A 14,331-nucleotide genomic window follows, 5' to 3' on the forward strand; every position below is an offset into this window, starting at 1 on the left:
TCAGTCGTTATTATCTCGATTCCATTTGCTTCTCTACCAGAACATTTTTTTCATATTCCTCTTTAGGTGCATCGCAGAGGGAACAATTGTAATTTTCCGGCAGTTCAGAAAACAGGGTGCCTACGGGTATATCTTGGGTACTGTCCCCGTATTTTGGATCATAAATAGTACCACATAATGTACATTGATGTACCGTAATTTCCTGTGCATTTGACACTGTTTTTTTTGGAGGTTGCAGAACTGGAGCCATACCCAGATTCTCAAAATAGAGTCGGCTTAACTCCATCAACAACTGCGGTAATTTTACTTTAACAATATCCTGTACATAGAAAATGTAATCCCTTGTGTTGGGATCAAAATCCCGCGCGTAGAGAATGTTATAAGTAGGCGGAATATTTAAATTTAAAGCAAAATTTGTGGGCAGGTTACGTTCAATGACAATAGAGGTAAAGTAAGAAACCCGCTGGGCGACATCTGTAATCCCAAAGGTGAGTCCGTAGGTGCTTATATCGCTATTATTAAAAGAATTGACCAGATATTCCTTTAATTCAAGGGCATCAACATTCGCTACGGGCATGTGCCAGTTCAATTCTAACATGCTGTGACGTACGTTTATACCTGAAACTCCTAAAAACTTTTCCCATTTCAATTTATCTTCGGAAGGTATTCCTTTTACAATAAATGAGTTAAAAGGGGTGATTGATATTTTTCCTATTTTAGCTTCTGCACACAAATCACAGAGCTCTTTTAGAAACTTTATATCGTATTTGTTGTTTCTCCAGTATAATCCCAGCCAGTACCTGTCTCCCGCCATACGGTTCATACCCTCATAATAGGGAAAAGGCCTAAAATCTACTTTTAATGATTTATCTAGAGTCCGACTGTTCAGGTCTATGGCGTCTATCACTAGGGAAAAAACCATTTCCACGCTTTCTGGCTCTTCCTGAAGAAAATTTTCGATGGCTTTTGCAACTTTTGCCAGATCCCAACTGTAGATAAGTACAGGATATTCCTGTATTTTTCCCCACTTCGGAAGGCGTAGATAGAGATACCAGTAATCATCAAAAGCAGAAGCTACAAAATTTAAATGTCCTGTAAATAAAGGTACCAGACGCTGCTTAGGATCAACAATATTGATTTTTAAATGCGGAGTGTTCTGAAATTGTTCGAGTAAATATAAATACCGGTCTGCGGTCAACCACGAGGTGCTGGGAAACAGATCACTGGATACATAAGACGAAACAATGTTTTCTACACGTTGAACAGAGGCGGTAACCGACTCAAATTTTTGGTTCTGTAGTTGTTCCGGTGGAATTTGTTTTTCAAAGACTATATCCTGACGAGAACCAAAGGCAATCGTTTTTAGTCCAAAGTGTTCTGCGGCCTCCAGTATATTTTTGAGTTCCAGGGGGGATAAAACGCCACCTTTAACAATTACACGTGAGAGTTGTTTTTTCATACTACCTCTAGATTTTGCATTAAAATATCCCGCACTTCGGTTTTGCAACTACCACACCCTAAACCCGCGCCGGTCTGGTTACATAAGTTCGTGAAATCTACACAGCCTTCTGCGATAGCTTCTTCAATATTACCGGTTCCTACCTGACTGCACGAGCAGACCAGCTTCCCTTTTAGAGGTTGTTGCTTGGAGGCACCGCGCAAGAGTTGGTCTCTTTTTTCTGCAAGCTCAATTTTACTTTCAATAAGGTTTTTGAATTCGGCAAACTCTTGTTTATCCCCAATCAAAACAGCTCCGACTAAAAGGTCGTCTTTTATGATGCACTTTTTATAATAGCGTTTGGCCACGTCCATAAAAATAACCTCTTCGTAAGATAAATTATCCTTGGGAACCTCAATATTACCGATACTGCATAAGTCCAGATCATCAAATTTGAGAATATTCATCAGGACAGAACCGTTGTACGATGTGCTAATATCCCCACTTAAGTAGCCCGCCAAGATAGCGGCCTGTTCTTCTGCCGCCGCGGTAATGCCAAAAGTCTGGTTCCTGAACTCTGCAATTTCCCCTAGGGCAAAAATGTCGGGATCTGAAGTTTGTAAAAATTCATTGACTTTTACGGCCCGGCCCATTTTTAAACCTGCCGTACGCGCAATCTCAATATTGGGGCGTGTACCTATTGCATAGACAATGGCATTTGCCTCTAGTACTTTTCCGCTTTTTAGGGTTACTTCGAGGATACCGCTTTCATCAGTATCAAAGACAGTACTCACTTCATTATCAAAGTATATTTGAATTCCACGCTCCTGTACATCCTTAGCAAGCATCCTACTCGCCAGTTTATCCAGCTGCCGCTCCATAAGATGCGATGAACGTTGTATGATAGTTATTTTAACCCGCTGGTGCCGCAAAGCAGCTGCAAGTTCAAGGCCTAGAAGACCGCCGCCAACAATAATAACCCTTCTTTTTTCAATCGGGATTTCAGTTTTTTCGAGATAGGTTTTGAACCGGTCAGCATCTTCCTTATCCCGCATGGTAAACCTTCCGGGAAGTTCTAAATGGGCATCTGGGGGCACAAAGGCCCTGCTTCCCGTAGCGATTATCAGCTTATCGTAAGTATACGTTGTACCCTTGCAGTCTTTCACGGTTTTTGATGCACGTGCTATTTCGGTTATAGAATTTGAGGCGTGCACGGTAATGTTCAAAGTCTTGAGACGATCTTTTTTTGTTTTGAGCAGTTGTTCCCAGGTAAGTTCTTCGGTGATATATTCAGGAAGGAGAACACGGTTGTAAAAGGGATTTTGCTCTTTCGAAAAAACAATAATTTCGTCAATTTTGTTACTTTCACGATAGTTTTCCACAAAACGAAAGGCAGCGGCACCAGAACCGATAATTATAATTTTCTCCTTTTCTTTCTGATATTCTTTGACCTCAACAGCTGTGAATTTAAAATCGGGTTCCTTGCTTTGGGGATCCACCATGTTTTGAGTGAGGTTATTGGCTCTGTTGAGGTCTTGACCCAACTTTTTACCCCAGTGCATAGGCATAAATACGACTCCCGGCCTTACATTTTCGGTAAGGTTGGCCTGCACGCGCACCGCTCCATTTGCACTAAGTACTTCTACTACGGTTCCTTCCTTAATGTTTAAAGGCAAAGCATCTGCTGGATTAATTTCAAGCACCGGTTTGGGATAGTGGGTGTTTAAACGAGATACTTTTCCGGTTTTGGTCATGGTGTGCCATTGATCGCGCACCCGCCCGGTGGTCAAAATAAACGGATACGCTTTAGAAGGCATAGTGGAACAATTGGTAATCGTATATGGGGTATTGAATATAGCCTTCTGCGAGGGGGTATAAAATTTTTTGTCCTCAAACAAGCGGGGAGTACCTGGGTGTCTATACTCATTAACGGGCCATTGAAAGGTTCCTTCAGTTTTTAAACGGTCGTAATTAAGGAACGATATGTCAATTTTAGTCCCTTTGGTCATGGCGCAATACTCCTGATAAATTTCTTCCGTATTGTAGTAATTAAAGGCGTTGTATCCCATACGCTGCGCAAAATCACAGAGTATTTCAACATCGGGTCTTGCCTCGCCAGGGGCGGGGACGACCTTGGGTAAATACGCGATACGCCGTTCAGAATTGGTCATGGTGCCTTCCTTTTCCAACCATCCCGCTGCCGGAAGTACAAGATCTGCAAATGCCAGGGTATCCGATTTGTTTGATATGTCCTGAACCACGACAAATTTTGCATTTTTCAGCGCCTTTTCAACCCGGGACAAATCAGGCAGGCTCACTGCGGGATTCGTACAAATAATCCAGACAGCTTTTAGTTTTCCACTTTCCAGCTCCTGAAACATTTCTGTCGCCGAATAACCGGGTTTTGATGAAATCTCCTGTACTCCCCAAAACAGGGCAACTTCCTTGCGATGCTCGGGATTCATCAGGTTTTTATGAACAGCGAGTAAATTCGCCATACCACCCACTTCACGCCCTCCCATGGCGTTGGGCTGTCCCGTTAGCGAAAAAGGCCCCGCGCCAGGTTTGCCCACCTGTCCGGTAATGAGGGACAAGTTAAGAAGCGCAAAATTTTTATCTGTACCTATAACGCTCTGATTGAGTCCCATGGCCCACATGCTCATAAAACCTTTGGAAAGGCCTATCAGGTCTGCCGCTTTTTTAATATCGCTTGCCGGCACCCCACAAAGTTTAGAGGCTTCTTTAAGCGATGTTTGATTGATTTGCGCTTTATAGGATGCAAAACCTTCGGTATGCTTGTTTATGAAGTCCTTATCCAGAAGACCGCGCTCCATAATACGCCTTGCAATAGCATTACAGAGAATAATATCAGTTCCAGGTATGAGCTGCAAGTGTAAGTCTGCCGCTAAAGCGGAATCTGTACGCCGCGGGTCAATCACTATAACCTTTACATCCGGATTTTTTTCTTTGTGCTGTTCTAACCTTCGGAATAAAATAGGATGGCACCACGCAGGGTTTGCACCGGTAATCAGAAAACAATCGGCAAGCTCAATATCAGCATATGCGATGGGAACGGAGTCTTCTCCAAATGTTTTTTTATAGCCTACCACAGCACTGCTCATGCATAGGCGCGAATTCGTATCTATATTATTTGTTCCTAAAAATCCTTTGACCAGTTTATTGGCAATGTAATATTCTTCCGTAAGGCACTGCCCAGAGACATAAAAACCCACACTATCAGGACCATGTTTTCTTATGATACTTTTAAAAACCTGTGCTGCACGGTCTAGGGCGGTATCCCAACTTACCTGTTCCAGTGGGTGGGACTTACTCCATCGCATTTGTGGGTGCAGGAGCCTGTCTGAAGTGTCGTTTACCACATAATGCAAATTCATCCCTTTAGAACAAAGCATGCCCCGGTTGACAGGATGGTCAGGATCTCCGGATACTGTAACTTTCTCATCAGCACCTTTGTGTACCAGAATACCACATCCCACACCGCAATAAGAGCAGGTAGTTTTAATGGGTTTATCGGTCATAATAATGAAATTTTGAATACTAATTTTATGTTTTTTGAATAGAATTCAAAGATTTAACTGTCGATTTGCCAAAACATTAGAAAATCTGGTTAAAAACAGCAAAAAAAGGATATTAAAAGCCCTTTTTTAAGCATTTAGAGGTTGCAAACCTTCGGTGGAAATGGTTTCAGTATCTTCCATGGCATTTTTTTCATCCTCAGTTGAAAAACGAATGGCCAAAGCAAAAACTCCTGTTACAAATACAGAAATGCCCAGTATAAAATATCCACTCGATACGGCGAGCGCCGCGGCTTCAGATTGCGCCATTCTTGCCACCTGCTCATCCATTCCTGCATGAGTGGACAGTGCAGCCTGTTCTGCGGCAGCCGACTTCGATTTTAAGAGCATTGCAGCGAGAAATGCCCCTACGTTACCACCAGCACCCACAATACCAGATATAGAACCAATGGCTTTTTTATTTATAAAAGGGACCACCGAAAATGTTGCACCTTCTGCCATTTGTACCGAAAGGCTAAAACCAATAAGAAATAAAATCCCTGCTACCAGACTGGTAATCATAGAGAATGTCATGAGCATAACCCCTTCTATGGAAAGAATGACCACTAGAAATAGTACGCGACCGCGAAGTCCTTTTAACTTTCCGAATTTGTCACCAAAATAGCCCCCCAGCGTACGCGCAAATAGATTCATAAGCGCAAAGGAAAGCACAATATTACCTGCCGTAATGCGGCTTAAACTAAATGTATTCTGAAGATAATCGTCCATCGTACCGTAAACGGTAAGCTCCATACCAAAACAAGCCGCATAGACTACAAAAAGAATCCACACCCGGTAATCTTTTAGCGCTTCCAGAAAGCCCACTTCATCCTTTTTCTTGCCTTTTACAGTCTTGCCCGCTTCTTTGAGTTCCTTAAAATTTCCTTCTGGGGTATCTTGTGTAAAGTAATAGTATACTATTCCCATAAGAAAGCAGGCAATACCAGCGATTATGAGAGAATATCTCCAGGCATTCATCTCGGCAACCCCCATCCCTATAACAGCGGCTGCTATTAAAGGCATTCCGAGACGGTTTGCACCACCTCCTAGATTTCCCCAGCCCGCAGAGGTTGCATTAGCGGTACCTACGATTGTAGATGAGAACATAAGTGAGGTGTGTACTTGTGTAATAACAAAGCTTGCGCCTATAAAACCAATAAATAGCCTGCATATTAAAAACTGTAGCGGTGTTTGAACCAGGCCACAAAGGATCACTGGTATGGCCCCTAGGATGAGCAACCAGGTATAGCATAGTCTCGGACCATACATATCGCATAGTTTACCTATGATCAACCTTGCGAATACGGTACCTGATACCGCCAGTATAACCGAGTTCCATTTTTGCGAGGGTGATAATCCTAAATCACGAACTACATCTGGCATAAAGGGCACCACGCCAAACCAAGCAAAAAAACATAAAAAGAACGCAAAAGAGGTGATCCAAAACGTTCTCATGGGAACGCTGGTAAAATCTTTCAAATTGAGGCGGTTAGCCTTCTTAGATGTAATTGTTTTCATAGTTAAGTGTTTATACAAACAAATATAAGTACAAATACTTAATTTTATCTAAGTAGTAGGTAGTTTTAAGGATATTAAAAATTGGGAGCAATAAATCTTACACATCAATAATATAACATTGAAAAGAACCTTGTTTTTTCCAAAAATCAATAATAGAATGGAAGCTGCTTTCTGAAAGTAAAGAAAATTTTTGAAGGTTAGTTACGTATATTCAACCAAATAACTCCCGTTTGGATTGCGGTATGCCAATTAAAAAAAGTGAACTTTTAATGATGAAGTATATTCTATAAAAAAGAAATAGCCATGCATAGTATCAATAATGGGCAGAACTATACACCACAATATCCCTAGGCAACATTATACTTAGTTGCCTTATTGGCCAATTCTATTAAATTTTTTACATCTAACTTTTTCATTAGATTGAAGCGGTGCACTTCTGCAGTGCGTTTACTTATAGACAGCTTATCGCCAATTTCTTTATTGCTTAGACCCTCAAGAACAAGTCCCAGGATTTGGTGTTCGCGTTTGGTTAGGCTGTATTCTTCCGTAATAGATTCTTGTGCAGGTTCTGGTTGGCCGGTGGTTTTCCCGTTGACGAAATTATTAATGATGATTGAAGAAAGTTCACCAGCAAAATATTTCTCTCCGGAAGCTATGGTTTGAAGCGCTTTTAAAAACTCTTCCTTACTGGATCCTTTGAGTAGATAACCATCTGCACCAGCCTGAATAGATTGTAAAACGTACTCCTCGCTATCGTGCATAGAAAGTACCAGGGTTTTGACGTCAGGGAAATCTTTTTTAACGGCATGCACTACCTCTATACCATTTAATTCTGGCATACGTATATCTACCACGAGCACATGGGGCTGGTGTTTAGCAATGACCTCAAGAGCCTCCCTACCGTTAGAAGCTTCATCAAGAACGTGAATATCACGCTCATCTTCCAATAGCGCTTTAAGGCCATCGCGTACTAAAACATGATCATCTGCTAATATTACCTGAAGTGTTTCCATAGCTATAGTATCCTTTGTTAGTGGCATAAATCTGTTTTACCACATCTTTATTAAGACCATTATTGGTCTATAGGAATATTTAAGGTTATACGTGTACCTTTTTCAAGCTCCGAATTTACGAAAAGTCTGCCATTAATGTAATTGGTACGCTCCCGCATGAAGGTCATTCCCATACCGCCATCTCCGCGACGCTCCTTTTTTGTTTCTTCAGTTTCAAATCCTTTACCGTTATCATTAATGGATATACTCAGTAAGTTTGGACTATGCGCAATCCGAACGAGAATATAATCTGAGGCTGCATATTTAATGGCGTTATTAATCGCTTCCTGAGTAATACGATACGCGTTGATTTCAATAAGCAGATCCAGGCGTTTATTAAAGTCCGTTTTGTTTTCGAGCTGTATGGCATTACCAGTGAGATTACTAAGTTCTTTGGCAAGTTTTGCCAGTGCGGGTACCAGACCGTGGTCTGTGAGTTCTGGCGGGGTGAGATTAAAGGTGGCCGTACGTATGCCCTTGATAATTTCAAGGGAAAGCATTTTGAGATTTTCTAATTTTTTCTCCGTTTTTTCTAAATCGCTGAGGTCTATGCTCTCCAGGTTGTATTTTAGACCCGTAAGCATTTGCCCTATACCATCATGTAGATCTTGTGCGATTCGTTTTTGTTCTTGTTCCTGATTTTCAATGAGCTGTCTGGAAATTGTCTTTTGATGAATGATACGCTCTTCAAAACGCGCTTTGGTAAGGCGTTCTATTTCTTCGTGCGCTTCCCTTCTTTTGGTTATATCCAGGAATATGATCAATAATTCACTTTTGTTGTTGCCACGCATAAATGGAAGCAGGGACATTTCAAGCCATAGATCCCTACCGCTGGGGGCGGTTGCTTTGAGTTCTCCCTGCCAGCCGGTCTTGCGGTGATCCTGTAGAATCTGCTCCAGCGCGCGTTGCTCTGCTACAACGGTAGAGATCACCTCGCTCAATTTTTCTGTTCCGTTAAGGAAACTCAGGTTAAATAGTTTTTTGAATTTGTCCCCTGTGTGGAGTAAATTTCCATCAGTATCTACGCGTACAAAGAGCAAAGTCTTATCCATAGCCTGGTTTAGCGCTGTAGACTCCCAAAGGAGTTTTTCTTTTGCTTCTGAGAGGGAATCAGCATCCAGGGCCATCTTCTTAGAACGTTTTTCTGCCGTAATTAGTTCTGCCATTACCTTTTTGACCATTTTTGCAGTGGGCCAAAAAATAAATATAAACTCAAGCAGCAGCAGTAGGAGGGTGATAATGACCAGCACAAGTTCCACAGACCGCAGTCGTTCAATTTTGGCTTCTGCTTCCTGATCGTATTGGTTCACGATATGATCCATCAAATCTAAAAACTGCCCTTCATAAGCTTCAATGTTGGTTAATGCTTTTTGAAGTTCAACGTTAGAAACTTCATTATCTATGGTATCCGCTACCAACACCTCAGCTGCTTTATAAATGGAATCAAAAATGGGATTGATTGTCTGATAGGAGGTTGCTATTTTTTTAGAATTCTTATCAGGAATATCCAGGGAATCGCTACCGCGCTGCAGTGCTAGGTGACTATCGCGCCATAGCTGCCGTGTGGCTTTGAGGGTGTCTTGAAGAATGGAACGGGATTCAGCATCTGTGCTATTTACTAACTGATACGCTTCTTTTGTAAGTTTCTGGCTCAGCATACGCTGTCGACCGGCAATATTTATAACTGTTGAATCTGTTGATTGTGCGTCCAGAAATTTACGTACCAGGGACTGGCTTATAAGTACAGAAAGTGCAATAAGACTTAAGGCAATTATATATAAACGCCTGAGTTTTTTAAAGGTGCGCTGGTCTAAGCTTAACATATGTTCCATTTAAGCCAGGGCTTTGCCCACAAGATCTTTAGTCCTTTCGCTTAGTGGAAGTTTTAAAGCGCTGCGATGACCTTTAGGAGACATCTTTGACCATGTTTTCTGAATAATATCGATTATTTTTTCATCGGGGTGTTTTGAGGCGAAATGCTCAAAGTAATACTGAAGAAAAACAAGGCATATAACATCTTCGAGTATTTGTGATTCTTCTTCTTTCTTGATCATTTTTTTACGTATCAAAAACCTGACCCTTTCAATAGCCTCTTTTGAATAGTGCAGGCCTTCCAAAATACTTCCGGTTAGTTCTGCATGCATTTTTTTTAAATCTTCGCGCCATTTTAAATAACCTACCCGATCTTGAGGATAAGCATCCCGCGGACTCTTCCAGCGGCATATATGCTGTGCACGTGCAGCAATTTGCAGGGCCTCGCTTGCTTCGGGTTCAAAATGAAGCAGTTGTTGCGTCATGCGCTGGGAATATAATAATTCCTTTGGAACTTTATTTCCATTGACTTCCTCGTGATTGGGGTCTTGCGCATTATGTGCATCTATAGCTTCTAGGGCTTCCTGTAGCGGCATGGTATATAATTTTCTTATTCTGCAAAACCAATATACACCATATTATCCTCAATTTTTACGGGATAGACAGCGATTTTATAATCTTCGCCATTTAAATTGGAGCCATCTTCAAGGGAAAAGGTTTTTTTATGTAATGGGCAGGCAACCTTTGGGATGCTTTCCATATCACCTATCATACCGCGGGAAAGTACCATCTCCATTTTATGCGGACATAGATTCTGGCAGGCATACCAGCTAGATTTTAAGGTGAAGTTGAATACGGCTATTTGTTTGTTCTGGTGCTTTATACAGGCGCCCCCATTTTCGGGAAAATCGTTAATGTTGCCTACTTTGACCCATGTTGCGGCTTCACTGGGCCGCACAGTATTGTAGTTATTGAGCAGTTCTTCCATAATCAGGATAGGATTTTAAGTTTGGTGGTTGAGGTTATTACCATTTTTTTGGCATTTTTTGATCTCTTAGGGAAACAAATTCAACGTTGTCATCGGTATCGTCAGAATTTACAAAATGCTTAAATCTGGACATCATCGCAGGATCTTCAATGGCTTGTTTCCATTCACATTCATACTTATTGACCAACTGTTGCATCTCGTGTTCTAGATCTTCCGCAATTCCCAGACTGTCTTCTAGGACCACTTTCTTGAGATATTCAATACCACCATCCAGTTTTTCCAACCAGGGCGCGGTACGCATCAAGGGCGCCGCTGTACGGATGTAAAACATTAAGAAACGGTCCAAATACTTAACACAAGTCTCGTCATCTAATTGTTCTGCCAGTAGAATAGCATGTCTGGGCGTTACGCCACCATTACCGCATACATAAAGATTCCACCCCCCATCTACTGCAATAAGACCAAAATCTTTACCCCGTGCTTCTGCACATTCCCGAATACATCCGGAGACTCCGCCTTTAAGTTTATGGGGCGAGCGCAAGCCCCTGTACCGGTTTTCTATCTCTATCGCAAAGCTTACCGACTCGTGCATCCCGTAGCGGCACCAGGTAGAGCCTACACAGCTTTTTACGGTACGCAAGGATTTACCGTACGCATGGCCGCTCTCAAAGCCAACGGCTATAAGTTCTTTCCAGATAAGGGGCAGCTCGTGAAGATGGGCACCAAAAAGATCGATTCGCTGTCCGCCAGTGATTTTAGTATAGAGATCGTACTTTTTTGCCAACTGCCCCAAGACGATAAGTTTATCTGGCGTGATCTCGCCGCCGGGTACCCTGGGCACAATAGAATAGGTCCCATTACGCTGAATATTTGCTAGAAAACGGTCATTTGTATCTTGAATAACCGGTTGTTTATTGGCCGTTTCCATATAAATACTGGAAAATATGGAAGCTATTACCGGCTTGCAAATCTCGCAGCCACAACCTTTGCCCAACTGCGACAGGGCTTCTTCAAAATTTTGTAATTTCTTTACTTTTACCAGATCGTACAGCTCCTGCCGACTGTATTCAAAATGTTCACAAATTGTGTCTTTTATTTCTTTTCCTAAGGATTTTAAGGTTTCATTGACCAGATCTACCACCATGGGCTTGCAACCGCCACAGCCAGTGGTAGCTTTAGTATTCAATATAATGGATTTTAAATCCAAACAACTTCCATTTTCAAGGCTGGTGCAGATTGCGCCTTTTGAAACACTTTCACAAGAGCAGATCTGCGCTGTATCAGGTAGGTCGAGCACGCTACCAAGAATGCTCTCCCCGCCACGGGATCCCAGGATAAGATCTTCGGGATTCTCTGGAAGTTTCATTGCATTATAATAGATCTGGAACAAGCTGTTGTAGGCAGAAGAATCACCCACTAGTATACCACCAAACAAGCGTGTACCATCTTTTGCGACGTTGATGCGCTTGTAGATTCCGCTATGTTTATTCACATATGTGATGGCAACGACTTCTTTATTTTCAATAAACGGGTCACCAAAACTTGCTACTTCGGTACCTATAAGTTTTAATTGGGTTGACATATCTATAGAAGCGGCCATGGTCTTTTGTCCCCCTGTAATCTGCGCTACTGCCACGTCTGCCATCTCATAACCAGGCGCAACCAGTCCATAAATACCTTCATTATACAAGGCTACTTCGCCTATTGCATAAATACCTTCCTGTGTGGTCTGCATTTTTTCATTAACATAAATACCACCTCGCGGACCTACTTGCAAACCACATACTCTTGCCAATTCGTCCCTCGGGCGTATTCCTGCGGAAATAATAAGCATATCCGCATTCAGGTGGGTATCATCTGAAAAGTCCATACGCTGTATTGCATCGTCACCACTAATTTCTTTGGTAGCTTTGTTTAAGTGAATCCCTATCCCCAGAGCTTCTATTTTAGATTGCAGCATATCGCTCGCCGCCTGATCCAGTTGACGCGGCATTAGGCGGTCTGCAAATTCTACCACATGGGCATCCATACCTAGCTCTTTTGCTGCGTTTGCAGCTTCTAAACCTAATAAGCCGCCGCCCAGGACTACTGCGTTCTTTTTACCTTTTGTTTTGAGCTTACCCGCGTAGGCCTTCATAGCATCGAGGTCTTCTAAGGTTCGGTAGACAAAAACACCTTCCTTGTCAGCGCCTTTAATGGGTGGCACGAAAGGGGAGGAGCCCGTTGCAAGAATCAAATAGTCATAGGTCAGTTCATTTTCTTTATGGGTACGTATTTTTTTGGCTTCGACATCAATAGCGGTTACCAGTTCAGAAGTACGTAGGCTAATGCCATGGTCTGCATACCAGTTTAAGGGAGCAAGAAGCAGCTCATCAGCAGATTTCTCTGAAAAATATGCACTTAGGTGAACCCGATCATAAGCAGGTCTTGGTTCCTCACCAAATACCGTAATTTCAAAGGCTTCAAAATCAACGTGTGCAGCGAGTTTCTCACAGAATTTAAAACCCACCATACCATTTCCTATAACAATGACTTTTTTCATGACCTACGTATTTTGATTTAAATTTAAGTAAATATACTTAATTTAATATACGTAGGAACCTATGGACTTAATATTTTTTAATAATGGAAATGTTTTTCAGTAGGAATAAACCTGGTTTTATAATCCAAAATTCTTGATGCATTTTCTTGCGAAACTTTCTCGATTTCAAAATTGTACACTATTATTCTGTGTAAACACTTTTAAAACCCCTTAAACTCTTCCTAATCCGCAAAATGGGTTAAATCCGTTGCATTAACTTTACAGGTAAAGAACAACTGTAAAATGTAAGTTTTGTAGTGAAATATCGATTAAATTAAAGGGAAAATGGCTTTCTTTATAAAACGTATAGGACTATTCCTTTTCAATTACCTACTTTATAAATAGTTTATCAATGACGCATGAATTTATAGCCATAGTGGCGCAGGCGAGACGCGATCAGGAGAACGGAATACAGTCCGTACTCGCCACCGTGGTTGCTCTTGACGGTTCATCATACCGCAAACCTGGCGTGCGCATGTTGCTTTCAGAAAATGGACTGATGACTGGTGCGGTGAGTGGCGGCTGTGTTGAGAAGGAAGTTCAGCATCGCGCAGCCACGGTGTTTAAAGATCAAAAGCCAAAAGTGATCACGTACGACGGTCGCTATAGACTGGGCTGCGAGGGAATTTTATATATTTTACTGGAGCCTTTTACGCTTTCTACGGAATATGTAACGCAATTTTATAATGCAATCAACCAGAGGCGTCCATTCTATATAAGTAGTTTTTATAGAAAGGAAGATGAAGCGTATGGCAATTTTGGTTCGGTATTTTATACCGAACATGGTGAAAAAATGCCTTTTTCGACCAATTTTTCACCTGATGGATCAAATTCCCAATTTGAACAGACCATGCAGCCCCTTTTTAAATTGCTAATCATTGGTGGGGAACACGACGCCGTGAAGCTTTGCAACAGCGCCGCATTATTGGGCTGGCAGGTGGATATCATCACTTCGGTAAACGATCCTAAAACGGAAATGAATTTTCCGGGTGCGGCAACAGTTTCTTCCGCAACTCCTGAAACACTGGTAATGGAAACTCTAGATGAGCAAACCGCTGTAGTCCTGATGACCCACAATTATGCGCAGGATCTCAAGTTTTTATTGCGCTTACAAAGCGTGGATGTGGCATATTTGGGACTTTTGGGTTCATCGAAGCGCAGGGACCAGTTACAAAATGATCTTTTAGAACATGCGCCAGAACTTGCGCTTGAATATCTGGAAAAAATATACAGTCCAGCGGGACTCAACCTGGGGGCGATTACCCCGGAAGAAATAGCGCTTTCCATCCTTTCGGAAATTGTTTCGGTCACCCGTGACAAAACCCCTTATTCCCTAAGGGAAACTATAGGGCAGATACATTCCTAGT

General features: G+C 42.0%; 9 protein-coding genes. 1 reads left to right on the forward strand and 8 read right to left on the reverse strand.

All coding sequences use genetic code 11. The annotated features are described in order from the left end of the window. Positions 1-10: 10 nt before the first annotated feature. The 8 genes from P162_RS15975 to nirB form a co-directional block, all read right to left on the reverse strand. Positions 11-1,459, reverse strand: a complete 1,449-nt coding sequence (locus tag P162_RS15975) for a rubredoxin (protein WP_031428825.1) — start codon at positions 1,457-1,459, stop codon at positions 11-13. Then, a complete protein-coding gene (locus tag P162_RS15980; protein ID WP_031428827.1) occupies positions 1,456-4,977 on the reverse strand; it encodes a nitrate reductase in 3,522 nt (1,173 codons plus the stop codon). Before P162_RS15980 ends, P162_RS15975 begins: the two co-directional genes overlap by 4 nt. A 126-nt stretch (positions 4,978-5,103) precedes the next feature. Beyond that, on the reverse strand, positions 5,104-6,531 hold the full coding sequence (locus tag P162_RS15985; RefSeq protein WP_031428828.1) for an MFS transporter: 1,428 nt from the start codon (positions 6,529-6,531) through the stop codon (positions 5,104-5,106). A gap of 347 nt (positions 6,532-6,878) precedes the next feature. Then, complete coding sequence (locus tag P162_RS15990) at positions 6,879-7,571, reverse strand: response regulator transcription factor (protein WP_241077817.1); 693 nt, start codon at positions 7,569-7,571, stop codon at positions 6,879-6,881. A gap of 32 nt (positions 7,572-7,603) precedes the next feature. Then, complete coding sequence (locus tag P162_RS15995; RefSeq protein ID WP_241077818.1) at positions 7,604-9,406, reverse strand: type IV pili methyl-accepting chemotaxis transducer N-terminal domain-containing protein; 1,803 nt, start codon at positions 9,404-9,406, stop codon at positions 7,604-7,606. Positions 9,407-9,415: 9 nt separating this feature from the next. Further along, entirely contained in the window at positions 9,416-9,991 is a 576-nt protein-coding gene (locus P162_RS16000; protein WP_031428832.1) for a DUF4202 domain-containing protein, read from the reverse strand. A gap of 14 nt (positions 9,992-10,005) precedes the next feature. Beyond that, on the reverse strand, positions 10,006-10,383 hold the full coding sequence (gene nirD / locus P162_RS16005) for a nitrite reductase small subunit NirD (protein ID WP_031428833.1): 378 nt from the start codon (positions 10,381-10,383) through the stop codon (positions 10,006-10,008). A 37-nt stretch (positions 10,384-10,420) separates the two neighbouring features. Continuing rightward, positions 10,421-12,925 carry a nitrite reductase large subunit NirB gene (nirB, locus tag P162_RS16010; RefSeq protein WP_031428834.1) on the reverse strand — a complete coding sequence of 835 codons (2,505 nt, stop codon included), beginning with the start codon at positions 12,923-12,925 and terminating at the stop codon, positions 10,421-10,423. Positions 12,926-13,316: 391 nt separating this feature from the next. On the opposite strand from nirB, the gene P162_RS16015 reads away from it, so the two are divergent. After that, positions 13,317-14,330 carry an XdhC family protein gene (locus P162_RS16015; RefSeq protein ID WP_031428836.1) on the forward strand — a complete coding sequence of 338 codons (1,014 nt, stop codon included), beginning with the start codon at positions 13,317-13,319 and terminating at the stop codon, positions 14,328-14,330. Position 14,331: the final 1 nt, after the last annotated feature.

It is taken from the genome of Flavimarina sp. Hel_I_48, from assembly GCF_000733945.1.
In the GTDB taxonomy this organism is placed as follows: domain Bacteria; phylum Bacteroidota; class Bacteroidia; order Flavobacteriales; family Flavobacteriaceae; genus Leeuwenhoekiella.